Here is a 15,941-nt window from a genome sequence, read left to right on the forward strand (position 1 = left end):
TGCGAAAAATACTGAACAAGTTGCTATCTCCCGCCGCTCGGTCGGATGTCGTCGAACGACAATTGTTGCTCGCAGGTGATTTGCCTGGAATTACCCTTCTCAATTCCAACTACAATCGCGAAGATGGCAAGGGCGTACTGACGGTATCAGTGCGAGAGAATAAGGCTAAAGGATATCTGGCGCTGGACAATTATGGGCCGAATACTCTTGGCCCGGTACGCGCCCGACTTGATCTTGAGCTCGCCGGTTTGTTGAGTGACAGCGATGTGCTGACCACCAATGTCATCAGTTCAGCTCTTCAGCCCAAAGAGCTGACCTATATCAGTGCACGATATGCAACTACTTTGGGAGATGGCGGTACGGTCGTTGGCATAACTGGCGCAGCAGGCCGAACTATTTCCGGGGGCAACCTGAGCGCTTTCAATTTTAGCGGTCATAATCGATATATCTCCCTCTTCGTCAATCGCGCTCTAAAACGCAGCAATGACCTCAATCTTTGGTTAAATGCAGAATTGGCCTATCTTGATGTAGAGCAGTCACAGAATGGTGCCCTTTTTCAGGACGACCAGATCGCCACCGCTACAGTGAATTTTTCAGGCAACTACAATCTTGGCATTGGCAGAATTTATGGCGGTGTGGGAGTAACGCAGGGCCTCGGCATACTCGGTGCGACCAGAAGCGGAGATCCCCTGAATTCACGCGCCGACGGCAGCGGTAAATTTACAAAGGCAAATTTCTGGATCAATTCTATTCTGCAGTTTGGCAACGGCTTCGGGATGCGTCTGGCCGGCAACGCGCAAATCGCCTCAAGACCGCTGCTTTCTGCGAACGAAATTGCTTTGGGCGGCCCCTATTTTGGAAAGGGTTATGATTTTAGCGAAAGATTTGGTGACGAAGGTGTCCTCGGACTGGCTGAACTGCGCAAGGAGTTCAGCGACGTAACCGACTGGCTGGACTGGGTCCAGTTCTACACCTTCGTCGATGGCGGCTATGTTTCCAATATTGGTACCGGATTCGGAGATGGCTCTCTCGCTTCGGCCGGAGGCGGCATCCGATCCCAGATCGGTCGATTCGATATGGGCATTGAGGCCACGGCACCGCTCAACAGCGACAGGTTTGAAAGCGGCGACAAATCGCCCAAATTCAATGTTCAAGTCGGATTGCGATTCTGACCAGCTTTCATCGCCCTGCCCTCAGCTTATCCGCAACAACAGGACTTGGATCCAGCGCCTGTATCCTATTCCTCTTTAACCGGGCGGGTGTTTGAACTCGCATAGCCCGCATATCCATCTGTGAAAGAGAAAAGCACGCCGTCTGCTTCTTCCTTGGCATAACTGCTTGCTTCATCTTCGGAACTGCCAAATTCCATCTCGTCTTTTTTAATCGACGCAATCATCGCGGTCCGCTCGGACGGGCAAGCTGCAGCGGCAGCCTTCTTGAAGGTACCCGTGCCGACTTTCTCATCAAGTTGGGCGGTTGTAAATTCTACCAGACAGTTTGAATAAGCGACCCGCGCGGTATCGGCGTCTTCGATAGTAGCCGCTGAAACGGTGCTGAAAAAAGCAATACTCAATAATCCAATCATGACCAATCTTCCTCAAATGGGCAGGCCTTATAGCATGGTTGGATTCTTATAATGAAGCAGATTCAACATCTATTGAACGATATTTTATCGCTAATAATCAGTACCATGGGTTCATTTGAGACTACTCGGTCTGGAGCCCACCAGGGGCCGCGTTCGAGCTCGCCCGACTCGCAGGCAATTTAATTTTAGGGTTGCATCCGAACCGATTCTGAGAGAATGGGACGGCAGATATCGGGTTTCTCTTAATCGAGAATTCAAAGGGAAACCGGTGAGGACAAGGCTTATGCCCGTTCAAATCCGGTACTGCCCCCGCAACTGTAAGCGGCTAGCCGATATGCCAAATGCCACTGGATCTCCAGATCTGGGAAGGCGGCATATCAGCAGCGATCCGCGAGTCAGGAGACCTGCCCTATATCGTCGTTCTTCAGCCGGACGGGGTGTGTCGGGTGAACGGGGTTTTCCCCTGCGTAGCGGCAATCAATGTCGTTAACACAAGGGAATCCTGATGCCTAAATACCGTCCAATTACCGCTCAGCTATTGAGTTGCGCTGCGCTATTCTATTGCCCTTCGGCTTATGCCGAGGACGATGCGGGTGCCGATAGTCTTATCGTCGTCACCGGCACGCGTTCTGGTGATGCCATCTCGCCTGAGATCGATGCAGGTTCTCTAACTGTGATCGACAGCGACCAGATTGTTAACCGTCAGGTCCGCCATGTTTCTGACATATTGCGCGATGTTCCGGGAATTGCCGTGAGCGCCACCGCCGGACAAACCCAGTTACGCCTGCGTGGCGGCGAAGCCAATCATACGCTGTTCCTGATCGACGGTATCGAGGTTTCCGATCCCTTTTTCGGGGAATTTGATGTCAGCACCCTGGTCGCCGATGATATCGCACAGATCGAAATATTGCGCGGTGAGCAAAGCGCACTTTACGGTTCGGATGCGATTGGTGGCGTTATCCACTATCGCACGCTCACTGGTGCGGATGCACCCGGCCTTTCCGCTCGTGTCGAGGGAGGTTCCTTCAATTCCGTCAACGCCGCAGCCCGCCTGGGAGGAACTTCGGGCGCGTTCGACTATGCAATCACCTCTTCCATGACCAGCACCGATGGCCAGCCCAATGCGCGCGGCGGCACACGAGATCTCGGTAGTGATAGTGCAGCTATGGCTTTTGTCGGCAATCTGGAAGCGACCGACAATCTCCGCTTTGGTGTCGTCGCTCGTTATTCCGAAAATAGCGGCGATTTTAACGGCAGTGAAAGCGACCCAACGAGCCCGCGGTTCGGCCAGATTATTGATAGTCCCGGTAGACGCTTTGAGAATATTGGAGTCTATGGCCTGGTGAAGGCAGAACTGGACCTGATGGACGGGCGCTGGTCGCACCGGGCTTCTGCACAATTTGCGAACAGCAAACGGCGTAGCTATTCGGCCTCATCGCAAACCGGCGGAAGCGTAGGCAAGCGCCTAAAGGGTAGCTACGAAACCACCTTGAAATTCATCGGCGACGCAATGGAGCATCGACTGACATTTGCGGCCGATCTGGAGCGCGAAACCTTTCGGAATACCGACCAGTCCGCCTTCGCCGGAGAGAGAAGCAACGAAAATCTCGGTCTTGTCGGCCTTTACGAACTGGAAGTCGGTAGCCGGGCATTTTTCAGTGCCGCGATCAGATATGACGACAATGAGCGTTTTGCCAATGTCACCACCTATCGTCTGCAAGGTGCCTATCTGCTGCCGTCCGGAACCAAGCTTCAAGCGGCCTATGGAACCGGCGTCAAGAACCCCGGGTTTTTTGAATTGTTCGGCTATTATGACGGCCGATTTATCGGCAACCCGGACCTCACGCCGGAGAAATCCGAAGGGTGGGAAGCGGGCATAACCCAGCAATTTCTCAGCGGTGACGGGCAAATCGGACTGACTTACTTCGAGAGCCACCTGAAGGATGAGATATTTACGACCTATCCTCCTCCGACATTTACCGCGACGCCAGCTAATCGAGCGTCTCTGTCGAAGCGCAATGGCGTGGAAAGCTGGCTGGAGATTGCCCTCGATGACAGCTGGCGAATCAATGGCAGCTACACCTATTTGCGATCGCGCGAAAATGGTGTGCAGGAAGTCCGTCGCCCGAAGCATATTGGCAGTCTGGCAGTCGACTGGCACTTGCCGAACGACAAGGCAGGCCTGACCCTGGTGGGACGCTATAATGGGTCGCAACAAGATATCGCTTATACAGATCCAAGCTACATTCCTCTCGATGTCCGACTGGACGATTATCTGCTTATCAATTTGAACGGGCGTGTCGAGATTACTCCCGGCCTTGAGCTGTTCGGGCGCGTTGAAAACATTCTGGGTGAGCGTTATGAACAGGTGTTCAGCTATGTTTCAACTGGTAGAGCGGTTTACGCAGGCGTTCGCGGTCAATTTTGAAACTTTAAATGGAGGAAACAAACATATGACTAGGCAATCTTTTTCCGGAAAATCGGAAGATATCTGGGCCGCCACAGTAGCCACCGCAGCGATCCTGGGAAGCTGGATATTCGCATGTATCACGCCCTTTTCCGCCATTGGCGTCATGCTCGCCGCCACATTGTCCCCGCGCAAGGCGATGGCATGGATGGGCGGCGTCTGGCTCGCCAATCAACTGGTCGGCTATTTAATCCTCGATTACCCGCAGACGGCAAACAGCTTCGCTCATGGTGGCAGTTTGCTGCTTGCGAGCATGGCATGTCTCTTTGTCGCTATTGAGGTTCTCAAATGGCGCAAAGACGAAACACTGGTCAGCCTTGGACTGGCTTTTGGGGCGGCATTCATAGCCTATGAAGCGGTCCTATATGTTGCAGCGCTCTATCTCGGTGGAATCGGCACCTTTGCCCCAGATATTGTCTGGCTGATCGCCAAAAATGACTTTTTCTGGTTCGTTGGACTGCTTGCGGTACGCGCCGCTTTGACCCGCGCCCTGCCGCAGTTCTACGCGCCGAACCTGTCTGCTCGCTCCGCATGAGCAGCGACCTTCGTGTCGTCTCCTTGTTGCCCAGCGCCACGGAAATTGCCGTGGCGCTGGGACTGGAAGCCAATCTCGTCGGTCGGTCGCATGAATGCGACTTCCCGAATTTTGTCCGCGATCTTCCGGTATGCACCTCAACCAAATTGGAAAAAGGCCTGCAGTCGGATGAAATAGACAAGCGGGTGCAGGAAATCGTCCGCCAGGGTCTTTCGGTCTACGAAGTCGATACGCCCCTGCTCGAGTCTCTGGCACCGGACGTCATTCTGACCCAGTCCCAATGTGCGGTGTGCGCCGTCACGCCCAATGATCTGGAGGAAGCGTTGGCAACCTGGATAGGCAAGAAACCGCAGCTGATTTCGCTGGCCCCCGACAATCTCGCCGATGTGTGGGGCGACTTCCGCAAGGTTGGCGATGCGGTCGAACGGCCAGAGATAGCCGAGCAGGCAATTGAGAGGCTGCAGAAAAGTCTGGATAGCCTGACCGCCAGCACCGCAACGCAACCGACCGTCGCCGCAATCGAGTGGATCGAGCCGCTGATGGTTGCGGGAAACTGGGTACCCGAGCTGATCGAAATCGCCGGCGGCCAGTCGCTGTTTGCCACCGCAGGCCAGCATTCACCCTGGCTGGAATGGGACGACTTGCTCGCGTCCGATCCTGACAAAATCATTTTCATGCCATGCGGCTACCAGATTCCGCAAACGCTCGCCGAGATGCCGACGATGGAGAAGCACCCGCATTGGGAGAAGCTGTCCGCCGTCAAAAGTGGCGAAGTTTTCCTCGCCGATGGCCACCATTTCTTCAACCGCCCCGGCCCGAGGCTAGTCGAATCCGCGCAAATTATTGCGGATACACTCTACGCTGATGCCGATGACGACGGGGACCTGTCCAAGGGCTGGATTCGCTGGAAAGGTTGAGGGTCGTCTTCACAGACTGATCTTGTAACCCGACAGACTTTCATAAAATGGGCGACAGGCGTTCGCCACACGCTGGGCGGCTGTATCCAGCTGTGGCGCAGCCCTTTCGCCTCCGCCAAAGCCTGTCGTTTCGAGGACCCGGCCATACCAGTGTGTCGCCCATATGCCATCGCTGTTCCGCGGACCCGCTTCCCATTCCAGCATTCCAGCATCCCAAGGGATTTCCAGCGCGGCGCAGAGTGCCCTGAGATGGGCTTCCGGGTCCCGCAAAATATCGGCGCTATCCAGAACAATTGGTGCCTTGCCGGTCATTTGCGCCGCCTGGTCGACATAGTCGAGCTGCCGCTCATAGCCGAGATCTTCCGCTTCCACTTCGACCCGCTTGGCCGTGTAGCTCGCGACGACATTCGCGGGATCGCGAATGAGAAAAGCATGCCGGTGATCAGGGAAATCGGCGATCGAAACATCAGCCACCATATGATGCGGCATATGTTTCTGGTACCAGAACGCCTTGCCACCCGGCACCGGACCGCGCATGCTATCCGCCACCGATTGCCAGTCGCAATCCATTGACGCGATCACTTCCTCGGCCATCGGCTGCCGCTGCCCCGTCTGCTTCAGAAAGGCGCCATAGAAGGGCTCGTCAGTAACCGCACAATCACAACGTCCGCCAAAGCTGCGCATCATTGCGGTCGAGATATTGCGCGGGCCGGACCACATGGCGATGCGAACAGGATCGGTCATGGGCGGTCTTCTGTCATTGCGAGCGCAGCGAACCTATCCACTGCGTCGCTTGCCTCTCTGGATTGCTTACTCGCTACGCTCCTCGCAATGACGGGACTAGGCGACATCATTTTCGATCAGCTCCTTGTAGAGGACCTGCAGGCGCTCGACCATCGGCCCCCTGCCCTCGGTCAATATCCTGCCATCGACTTCGGTGGCCGGAACCACGCCGGCGAAGGTTCCGGTCACGAAGGCTTCATCCGCGCCGTAGACATCGGTCAGCGAGAAATTCTTCTCGAACACTGGAATATCATTTTCCCGGCAGATTCGGATAACGTTGGCCCGCGTTATCCCGCCCAGGCAATAGTCTCCGCTGGAGGTCCACACCTCGCCCTTGCGGACGATGAAGAAATGGGTGCTGTTGCAGGTCGCGACAAAGCCTTGCGGATCGAGCATCAGCCCCTCGTCCGCTCCGGCCTGGGTTGCCTGGATACAGGCGGTGATGCAGTTGAGCTTGCTGTGGGAATTGAGCTTCTGGTCCTGCACCGCCGGATCGCCCCGCCGGACATGAACGGTAAACAGGCGGATGCCGTCTTCGACCGTGCTTGGCAGCGCTTCCTTATATTCCGGGATGATCACGATGGTCGCCGGCGAGATGATGACCCGTGGATCCTGGTAGGGCGTCGATCTTATCCCTCGCGTGACCATCAGGCGGATGTGAACGCCTTCCTGATCCGTCATATTGTTGCCGCTGATCGTCTCGTAAAGCCGTTCCACCAATGCGTCTCGCGATATCCCGATATCCATCGCGATTGCCTTCGATCCCTCGAAAAGGCGATCAAGATGGGCGTCCAGAAACGCGATCTTTCCGCGGTGAACGCGCAGCCCTTCCCAGACCCCGTCGCCCAGCATGAATCCGCTATCGAAAACAGACACCACCGCTTCTGCTCGTGGCGTCATGACGCCATTAACGTTGATCAAAATAGTCTCGTTGCGGGGATCGGCGGCGAAGTCATGTGTGCCCTTAGCCATGAATTTTAACCTTCTGATTTATTGGAATAATGGAAGATGAACTTTACAAACTTTACAGTGTTCAAAGAAAAGAAACCGAGTGCCTCCAGAAGGGCATGGTGCCGGGGTGTTTGTGATATTGGCACTGGCACGACTCATGGTGCGCAAGCTAGCGCAATTGGGCGCCGGTAGGAAAGTGATTTGCGCGCCAGTCACTTGGAAGAGACCTGGTTCGAGAGGCAAGTCTCCCTCTCCCGCGAGGGAGAGGGTTGTGCAGGCTTGGCAGCTTGCTGCCTAGCCGGAGCTGGGTGAGGGTGTTCTTCGCTACAGAGAGCAGAACGCCCTCATCCAACTGCGCCTAGCTTCGCTCCTCAGCAAGGCTGCGTGTCCTTCTCCCTCACGGGAGAAGGGAAAATCAGAGAAAAGTGTTCAATGGCCATCTTGGTTATTCCCGGCCGAAGGGCGGGGTCCAGAACTGTCCAGCGCGATCGTCTGGACCCCGCCCTGCGGCGGGGAACAGTTCTAACCAAACCTACATATGCAAAACGCGCCCATAGGCATCGAGCACGCTCTCGTGCATCATCTCGCTGAGCGTCGGATGCGGGAAGACAGTGTTCATCAATTCGGCCTCGGTCGTTTCCAGCGTCTTACCGATGGTATAGCCCTGGATAAGCTCGGTGACTTCCGCGCCGATCATGTGGGCGCCGAGCAACTCACCCGTCTTGGCATCAAACACGGTCTTGATGAAGCCTTCGGTCTCGCCCAGCGCGATCGCCTTGCCATTGCCGATGAACGGGAATTTACCGACTTTGACATCATGACCGGCTTCCTTTGCCTTGGCTTCGGTCAGGCCGACACTGGCGATCTGCGGATGGCAATAGGTGCAGCCCGGAATATTGTTCACGTCCATCGTGTGCGGATGGCCGCCTGCGATGGTCTCTGCTGCTATGACGCCTTCATGGCTCGCCTTGTGCGCCAGCCATGGCCCTGCGGTGCAGTCGCCGATCGCGTAAATACCCTCGATATTGGTCCGGCAATGGTCATCGGTCTTGATATGGTAGCGCTCATCCGGCTCCACACCCAGTTCGTCTAGGCCGATTGTCTCGATATTGGGCTGGATGCCAACAGCGACGATGACATGGCTGAAGTCATGGCTTTCCTTCTTGCCCTTGCTGTCCTCGATCTCGGCCTTGACGCCCTTGTCACCGACTTCGATGCTCTTGACGCCAGCACCGGTCATGATGGTCATGCCCTGCTTTTTCAGTGCTTTCTGCAGGAAAGCTGAGACCTCTTCATCTTCCACTGGAACGACCCGGTCAAGCATCTCAACCACGGTAACGTCGACTCCGATATCATTGTAGAAGCTGGCAAATTCGATACCGATCGCGCCGGAGCCGATCACCAGCAATTTGGTCGGCGTTTCCGGTGGCGTCATCGCGTGACGATAAGTCCAGATGCGCTTGCCGTCGGCCTTTGCAAAAGGCAGATCACGGGCGCGCGCGCCGGTTGCTATGATGATATTCTTGGCGCTGAGCTCTTTCTCACCCTTTTCGGTCTTGACCGTCATCTTGCCCGGCGCAGTGATTTTGCCGTCGCCCATGACGACATCGATCTTGTTCTTTTTCATCAGCCCGGTCACGCCCTGGTTGAGCTGCTTGGCGACGCCACGCGAACGCTTGACGATCGCATCGAGATCGGCGCTGATCTTCTCCGCGGCAAGGCCATAGTCGCTGGCATGCTTCATATTATGAAACACCTCGGCCGAGCGCAGCATCGCCTTGGTCGGAATGCAGCCCCAGTTGAGGCAGATGCCGCCAAGATTTTCGCGTTCGACAATCGCGGTTTTGAGACCAAGTTGCGAGGCGCGGATCGCAGCGACATAGCCGCCGGGGCCGGATCCAAGAACGATGAGGTCGTAAGTGTCTGCCATGTTATTCCTCTTTGAGAATTTTCAATTCAGCGCCGGCACCTGCACTGGCTTACCATCTGCGTCTACCGCCACAAATGTGTAGACGCCTGACGCGGCCTTCGTCATTTCATCTTCATGCCGGTCACGCCGGTAGGCGTCGACCTGAACTGTCATCGAACTGCGGCCGATCTTTGTGAATTCGGCATAGACCGACAATTCATCACCGATTTCCACCGGATGCCCAAAACGGAGATCATTTGCACCAACCACGACCGACTGGTGCTTGCTGTGCTGCGCTGCAAGGGCGCCCCCGGCCTGCGCCATCTGCCCCATCAGCCAACCGCCAAAGGCTACGCCATAGGGATTGCCTTCGGTAGGCATGACGATCGTCCGGATAGACGGAACTTTCGCGCTCAGCGCGGTCAAGCAAGCATTCCCATTGGATTTTCAACAGTTTCCTTAAATGCTTTCATAAACGCTGCGCCTGTCGCGCCATCGATGGCGCGGTGGTCGAAACTTCCGGTCGCGGTCATGATCGTTGCAATCTGGACGCTGTCATCAATCACCACCGGTTTCTTGATACCGGCACTGATCGCCAGGATCATGCCCTGTGGCGGATTGATCACCGCATCGAAAGCGGTCACACCGAACATCCCCATGTTGGACAGGCTGGCGGTGCCGCCCTGATATTCATGCATCTTCAGCTTGCCGGCTTTGGCGCGCTCGGCGAGATCCTTCATTTCGGTCGCGATAGCGCTCAGAGATTTGGTATCGGCGCTGGTAATGATGGGGGTGATCAGACCGCCCTGGATGCTGACGGCCACCGCGATATCTGCGCGCTGGTAGCGGATGAGATTATCTTCGGTATAGCTGACATTGCAGTCCGCTGCCTGCATCAGAGCGACTGCCTGTGCCTTGATCAGCAGATCATTGACGGAGAGCTTGATACCGCGCGCTTCCAGCGATGCATTCAGCTCGCCACGCAGCTTCAGCAGCTTGTCGATATTGACGTCAATGCTGACCCGGTAATGCGGGATGGTCTGCTTGGCCTCGGTCAGGCGGCGGGCAATGGTCTTGCGCATTCCCGACAATTTCTCTGCGACATGCGGAATATCGAAATCGTCTGATGTCGATGCAGCCTTTGGTGCCGGAGTCGAAGTCGGAGCCGCGCTTGGTGCTGGCGCAGTCTTCTCGCTCTTGACCGGCGCTGTACCGCCTTCCGCTGCATCGATATCGGCCTTGATAATCCGGCCATTGGGGCCGGAGCCGGACACTGCGGCCAGATCAACCCCTTTCTGCTCAGCCAGACGCCGCGCCAAGGGGCTGATTTTCATGCGGTCATCGCCGCTATCCTGTTTCGCTTTGGCCGGAGACGGCGAAGGTGCTGAATCTATCTCCGGTTCTGGCGCAGGCGACGGCGTCGGCGCAGGCTTTTCTGCCTTGGTGTCTGCCGGTTCGGCCTTTTTCTGTTTCGGTTCAGCGGGGGCTTCGATGTCGCCCGCGTCTTCGCCTTCTTCGGCGATAATCGCGATCACATCTCCGACTTTTACATTGTCGGTACCTTCTGCGACGACGATCTTGGCAATGACCCCCTCATCGATCGCTTCGAATTCCATTGTTGCCTTGTCGGTCTCTATCTCGGCCAGCAAATCACCGGACGATATGCTATCGCCCTCCTTCACCAGCCATTTGGCGAGTGTTCCTTCCTCCATCGTCGGGGAGAGCGCAGGCATTTGGAGATTGATGGGCATGGCCGGTGATCTTTCCTGAAATAAGTCCTGTTTTCGCTTAAAGCTGTCGAACATTGCGCCAATGGCGTCAAGGGCGGTTGCTTGCCTTGCGAGCATTTTTGTCGCAACAGGTATTTCTGACAGGAGGAGGAGGCTTCATGCGTACATATCTTGTGGTAATCGACGAGACCGATGAGGCAAGCTTGGCGCTTCGCTTTGCCTCGCGCCGTGCGATGAAGACCAACAGCGGGTTACACATTCTGGCGCTGGTCGAGAGCGAGGACTTTGTCGCGTGGGGCGGCGTCCAGGCGACGCTTGCCGAAGAAGCGAAAAATCGCGCGGAAGCGCTGGTATCGGGTGCGGCGGGCAGTTTGTTTGAAGAAACCGGGATCCGCCCTTCGATCACGGTCAAGCAGGGCAAGGGTCCAAAAGTCGTGCGGGAGATGATGGATGACGTCGATGGCCTTGCCGCGCTGGTACTCGGCGCGGCAGCAACCGGTGTTCCAGGCCCGCTGGTAAGCCATTTTGCCGCGACCGAAGCCGGCTCCCTGCCCTGTCCCGTGATGGTTGTCCCCGGATCGCTGAGCAAGGAAGAGATTGACCGCCTCAGTTAATTCGATGGGGCCAGCGCGCCGCGTGCCGGATAATCATGGTCCAGCGCGTAATCGATGCCCTGGAGCAATTGATCCAGCGGTGGCCTGGTAAAAGGCATGCTTTGAATGCTGGCAAAATAGAGACTGCGATCGGGCTTGACCAGCAACATCGCCGGTTCGGAAAATATTCTGGGCTCTTCGCTTCCCGGACGGCCAGATGAAATATAGAGATCCAGTTGGCGCGCAGTATCTTCGGTGAGACCATAGCCGAGCAGCAGTTCCCCGATCTCCCACTCTTCCATTGATTTCTGTGCCCGCGCCTTGTTGTCCATGCTGATTGCGACCACCGTCACACCGCGCTTCGCAAAATCGTTCAATTTGCGTTGGAGTTCGCGCACCTGCATTTTGCAGATCGGACAGTGGGCTCCCCGATAGAATAGCAACAGGGTAAAATTGTCACCAAGGCGCTGGCTGAGTTGAAACTGGCCACCGTCGATCAGCCGGACGGTAAAATCAGGCACGGGGCGGGTTGGAAGAAGTCGAGGCATTGGGGGAATTCCTTTGTGATTGCTATCCTATACGCCTTTTTGAGGCAGATGGTTAACCTCTCACAGCAAAGACTTATTTTCTTCGCACCTTTCGCTTGCGGCCTTTTATATTAGCTGGACGTCCGGGCTTGCCCTTCCGGTGCGGCTTGCCTTTGCCGGCGCGGAACGGAGCCTTTCTGCCGGGCATATGGTTTGCGCCTTCCGGGAGTTCGAACAACAGGCCACCGGTGGCAGCGTTGGCCTCGACCAGACGGAGCTCGATTTTCTGACCGATATTGTAAGTGGTACCGCTCTCCATCCCGGTCAGCTGTTGCTTCGACTCGTCATAGTCGAATCGTTCCGCGCCAAGCGTGCGCACCGGCACCAGACCGTCACCACCCAGTTCCTCAACCGTGGCAAAGAAACCGAAATTCTGGACGCCGGTAATCCGGCATTTGACAACTTCGCCGATCCGGTTGGCCAGATGAGCGGAGATATAGCGGTCGATGGTTTCCCACTCCGCCTTCATCGCACGTCGTTCCAGCTTCGAGATTTTTTCCGATATCAGCTCAAGCCGCCCCGCCTCTTCCTTGTTCAAGCCTGAGTATTCCGGAATATCGTGGTTTTGCGGCGCAGGCTGTTCGAGCTTGCAGGCGGTCGCCAGAGCGCGATGAACGATAAGGTCAGCATAGCGCCGAATCGGGCTGGTAAAATGCGCGTAACTACCCAGCGACAGGCCGAAATGACCCAAATTGGTATGTCCATAATAAGCCTGGGTCTGGCTGCGCAAAATCTGCTCCATCACCAGCGGCAAAAGCAGTTCATCGTCGATCTGATCGATCAGATTGTTGAACACCGAGGGCTTGATCACCTGGCCCATGGCAAAGCTCATGTCGAACGTCTTGAGATAGTCCTTGAGCGCGATCAGCTTTTCGCGCGAAGGGGTTTCATGGACGCGGTAGATGACCGGAGACTTTTTGGATTCGAGCATCTTCGCGGCCGCCACATTGGCGACTATCATATAATCCTCGACCACGCGGTGGGCATCAAGACGTTCGCGGATCGCAATTTCCACAATCTTGCCCTGATCATCGAGAACAACGCGCTTTTCCGGCAGATCGAGATTAAGGGGCTCGCGTTCGTCGCGGGCCTTGGCCAGCAACTTCCAGCAGGCCCATAAAGGCTCCAGCGCTTTCTTCTTCAGCGGATGGTCGAGCTTGCCGTTGATCGCCGCCTGAGCATCTTCATAGGCGATATTGCCAGCCAGTTTCACAATCGCTCTGGTAAAGCGAGACGCGATCACCTGCCCTTTTGGGTTGATCGTCACGTGGCAAACCAGAGATGCCCGGTCCACGCCCTGTTTCAGCGAGCAGACATCGGTGGACAATGCCTCCGGTAGCATGGGTACAACCCGGTCGGGGAAATAGACGCTATTGCCACGTTTATAAGCTTCCCGGTCGAGCTTGCTTCCCGAACGCACGTAATAGGAGACATCGGCGATCGCGATCAGCGCCTTGAACCCGCCCTCGTTATCCGGACTGTCATCCGGCGCCGCCCAGATCGCGTCATCATGGTCACGAGCATCGGCAGGATCAATCGCAACGATCGGAAGATGCCGCAAATCTTCGCGTTTCTCTTTCGAAATCTCGAGCTTGGTCGCCAGCTCGGCTTCCTTTGTCACCGCATCAGGAAAATGCAGGGGGATATCAAATTTGTGGATCGCAATAAGGCTGAATGACTTGGGCGCGAACGGATCACCCAAAATTTCCTTCACCCGCGCCTTCACGTCGGAACCCCGCTTCAGCGGTTCGGCCAGCACCAGATTACCCGGCTCTGCCTCGCCCAGATCAATAATAGGCGTACTGCGGCGGATCTTGCGATCAACCGGTTTCAGCCAATAGCGGTCCTTCTCGTCTTTTTCGACGATGCCGAGCAGCATTTCGCTGCTCTGGGCCAGCTTTTTCATCAGAAAGGCAATATGCCCGTTCCCGCGCTCTTCGGTCCGCGCCAGAATGCGATCTCCAATCGCCAGAGCAGCCCTCCTGCCCTTTTCCCTGATCCGCAGCTTTGGTGCCGGCGCATTGTCGGCCTCCCATTTTTCGGGAATGCCGATTGCCTCGTTGCCGTCGATTTCGACGATTTTCAGAACCGTGACTTTTGGTATTCCGCCCATCTTGTGAAACGCCCGTCCCGGAGTGCTGTCGATCAGGCCTTCGTCAGCCATATCCTTGAGCAATGCTTTCAGGGCAATTTTGTCGGAACCCCTCAACCCGAATGCCTTGGCGATTTCACGTTTGCCAACCGGTTGATCCGATCGCTCGATAAGATCCATGATTTGCTTGCGCGTCGGAACCTGCTTCGGTTTGTGTGGTTTCCTCGGGCCAGCCATTAATAGGCTTTGCCGATGATGATCCGCTCATCGGCCGGTTCGCCACTGAAGATGCATTTACCGTCCGCTGGGCCAGCATCCACTGGTACGTTGCGGAAGGTGAGCTTCAGCTTTTTGAGCCGCTCCTCGATCGCTTCGAGATCGTCGCCGGTTGCTTTGCGCCACTGCACCTCCAGCCAACCCGGATATTTCTTCTTCTCTTTGTAGAAGTTCTCGACGTCCGCCCAGTTATCGACGCCCCGGGTGATGTTGTTATCAAGACGCTGCTTCGCCTCGTCGTGCAGTGCGGACTGGATATCTTTCAGCAAGGCCGGAATCTGCGGCAAGAACTCAGCCTTCGCCAGAAATTTCGTGTCCAGTTTGCCGCTATCCTGATACAAGGCATCGCGGCGGATCATCGCCACTTTGTCTTCTGCCATGTCCCGTGGACCGATTTCCAGAATGATCGGCGCGCCTTTTTTTACCCACGACCAGCGTTTGGTCTGAGTCTTGGCACCGCTGACATCGAGTTTGACCCGAACAGCTTCGTCAAAGGCTTTGAGGCCAGCGATCTCCTTCGCCAGCGCCTTGCAATAGGCGAGCACTTCCTCGTCTTCCGGCTTGTCGCGCAGCATCGGTACGATCACCACCTGATAAGGCGCGATCAGCGGCGGCACGCGCATGCCGTCATCGTCGCCATGGGTCATGATGACGCCACCAATCATCCGGGTCGATGTGCCCCAGCTGGTCGTATAGGCAAACTGGAATTCGCCCTCCTTGTCCTGAAAGCGGATATTCTGCGCCTTGCTGAAGGTCTGGCCGAGGAAGTGGCTGGTGCCGGCCTGCAAAGCCTTACCATCCTGCATCATCGCCTCGATCGAGTAGGTCGCGTCGGCACCGGGGAAGCGTTCATTCTCGGGCTTCTCGCCGGCGACAACCGGCATCGCCAGCACATTTTCGGAAAAATCGCGGTACATTTCCAGAATATTCAGCGTTTCTTCCATCGCTTCGGTCTTGGATGCATGCGCCGTATGCCCCTCCTGCCACAGGAATTCGCTGGTCCGCAGAAACATCCGCGTCCGCATTTCCCAGCGCACAACATTGGCCCACTGGTTGATCATCACCGGCAGGTCACGCCAGCTCTGGACCCAGCGGGAAAAGGCAGTGCCGATCACGGTTTCCGAGGTTGGCCGCACCACCAGCGGTTCCTCCAGCTTGGCGTCGGGGTCGACGACCAGACCACCGTCTTTGCCTTTGGTCAGCCGGTGATGCGTGACCACCGCCATTTCCTTGGCAAAGCCGTCGACATGTTCGGCTTCCTTGGCAAAATAGCTCAGCGGAATGAACAGTGGGAAATAGCAGTTTTCATGGCCGGTCGCCTTGATCCGCTGATCCATCAGATATTGCACCCGTTCCCAGATGCCATAGCCCCACGGACGCATGATCATGCAGCCGCGTACGCCCGATTCCTCGGCTAGATCCGCTTCGGTAATTACTTGTTGGTACCATCCCGCGAAATCATCTTCACGGGTAATGGAAAGCGCATTTTTCTTCACTTGGTTTTCCTGCGGATTAT

General features: G+C 56.1%; 14 protein-coding genes and 1 riboswitch. Of the genes, 5 read left to right on the plus strand and 9 right to left on the minus strand.

The features are described from left to right. Positions 1–65: 65 nt before the first annotated feature. Positions 66–1,172, plus strand: coding sequence for a ShlB/FhaC/HecB family hemolysin secretion/activation protein (locus ACN0WW_RS09235; protein ID WP_417612127.1), 1,107 nt, complete (start codon positions 66–68; stop codon positions 1,170–1,172). Positions 1,173–1,237: 65 nt separating this feature from the next. Here the strand turns inward: ACN0WW_RS09235 and ACN0WW_RS09240 are convergent, their stop codons facing one another. Continuing rightward, positions 1,238–1,585 carry a hypothetical protein gene (locus ACN0WW_RS09240; protein WP_417611703.1) on the minus strand — a complete coding sequence of 116 codons (348 nt, stop codon included), beginning with the start codon at positions 1,583–1,585 and terminating at the stop codon, positions 1,238–1,240. Positions 1,586–1,801: 216 nt separating this feature from the next. Then, positions 1,802–2,012, plus strand: a riboswitch (cobalamin riboswitch). Positions 2,013–2,090: 78 nt separating this feature from the next. On the opposite strand from ACN0WW_RS09240, the gene ACN0WW_RS09245 reads away from it, so the two are divergent. Genes ACN0WW_RS09245 through ACN0WW_RS09255 form a run of 3 tightly spaced genes read left to right on the plus strand, consistent with a single transcriptional unit; the run spans position 2,091 to position 5,504 of the window. Beyond that, positions 2,091–4,013, plus strand: coding sequence for a TonB-dependent receptor plug domain-containing protein (locus ACN0WW_RS09245; RefSeq protein WP_417611705.1), 1,923 nt, complete (start codon positions 2,091–2,093; stop codon positions 4,011–4,013). Between the two features lie 25 nt (positions 4,014–4,038). Continuing rightward, a complete protein-coding gene (locus tag ACN0WW_RS09250) occupies positions 4,039–4,587 on the plus strand; it encodes a hypothetical protein (RefSeq protein WP_417611707.1) in 549 nt (182 codons plus the stop codon). Further along, a complete protein-coding gene (locus ACN0WW_RS09255) occupies positions 4,584–5,504 on the plus strand; it encodes a cobalamin-binding protein (RefSeq protein ID WP_417611709.1) in 921 nt (306 codons plus the stop codon). The genes ACN0WW_RS09250 and ACN0WW_RS09255 overlap by 4 nt, the downstream gene beginning before the upstream one ends. 9 nt (positions 5,505–5,513) lie before the next feature. Here ACN0WW_RS09255 and ACN0WW_RS09260 read toward each other — a convergent pair whose 3' ends face one another. From ACN0WW_RS09260 to ACN0WW_RS09280, 5 genes are all read right to left on the minus strand, one after another. Next, entirely contained in the window at positions 5,514–6,248 is a 735-nt protein-coding gene (locus ACN0WW_RS09260; protein ID WP_417611711.1) for a sulfotransferase, read from the minus strand. A 96-nt stretch (positions 6,249–6,344) separates the two neighbouring features. Beyond that, complete coding sequence (locus tag ACN0WW_RS09265; RefSeq protein WP_417611713.1) at positions 6,345–7,259, minus strand: aminotransferase class IV; 915 nt, start codon at positions 7,257–7,259, stop codon at positions 6,345–6,347. Between the two features lie 511 nt (positions 7,260–7,770). Next, a complete protein-coding gene (gene lpdA, locus ACN0WW_RS09270; RefSeq protein WP_417611715.1) occupies positions 7,771–9,168 on the minus strand; it encodes a dihydrolipoyl dehydrogenase in 1,398 nt (465 codons plus the stop codon). 21 nt (positions 9,169–9,189) lie between these two features. Beyond that, positions 9,190–9,573, minus strand: a complete 384-nt coding sequence (locus tag ACN0WW_RS09275) for an acyl-CoA thioesterase (RefSeq protein WP_417611717.1) — start codon at positions 9,571–9,573, stop codon at positions 9,190–9,192. Then, positions 9,570–10,898 (minus strand): pyruvate dehydrogenase complex dihydrolipoamide acetyltransferase, encoded by a 1,329-nt coding sequence (locus ACN0WW_RS09280; RefSeq protein WP_417611719.1) that lies wholly within the window; start codon positions 10,896–10,898, stop codon positions 9,570–9,572. Before ACN0WW_RS09280 ends, ACN0WW_RS09275 begins: the two co-directional genes overlap by 4 nt. Before the next feature lie 137 nt (positions 10,899–11,035). On the opposite strand from ACN0WW_RS09280, the gene ACN0WW_RS09285 reads away from it, so the two are divergent. Then, positions 11,036–11,491 carry a universal stress protein gene (locus ACN0WW_RS09285; RefSeq protein ID WP_417611721.1) on the plus strand — a complete coding sequence of 152 codons (456 nt, stop codon included), beginning with the start codon at positions 11,036–11,038 and terminating at the stop codon, positions 11,489–11,491. On the opposite strand, the gene ACN0WW_RS09290 is transcribed toward ACN0WW_RS09285, so the two are convergent. From ACN0WW_RS09290 to proS, 3 genes are all read right to left on the minus strand, one after another. Continuing rightward, positions 11,488–12,018, minus strand: a complete 531-nt coding sequence (locus ACN0WW_RS09290) for a peroxiredoxin-like family protein (RefSeq protein ID WP_417611723.1) — start codon at positions 12,016–12,018, stop codon at positions 11,488–11,490. The two genes, ACN0WW_RS09285 and ACN0WW_RS09290, sit on opposite strands and share 4 nt — an antisense overlap. Before the next feature lie 73 nt (positions 12,019–12,091). Beyond that, entirely contained in the window at positions 12,092–14,386 is a 2,295-nt protein-coding gene (rnr, locus tag ACN0WW_RS09295; protein WP_417611725.1) for a ribonuclease R, read from the minus strand. After that, complete coding sequence (gene proS / locus ACN0WW_RS09300) at positions 14,386–15,921, minus strand: proline--tRNA ligase (protein WP_417611727.1); 1,536 nt, start codon at positions 15,919–15,921, stop codon at positions 14,386–14,388. Before proS ends, rnr begins: the two co-directional genes overlap by 1 nt. Between the last annotated feature and the right edge of the window lie 20 nt (positions 15,922–15,941).

The organism is Parasphingorhabdus sp. (genome assembly GCF_048269865.1).
GTDB lineage: Bacteria > Pseudomonadota > Alphaproteobacteria > Sphingomonadales > Sphingomonadaceae > Parasphingorhabdus.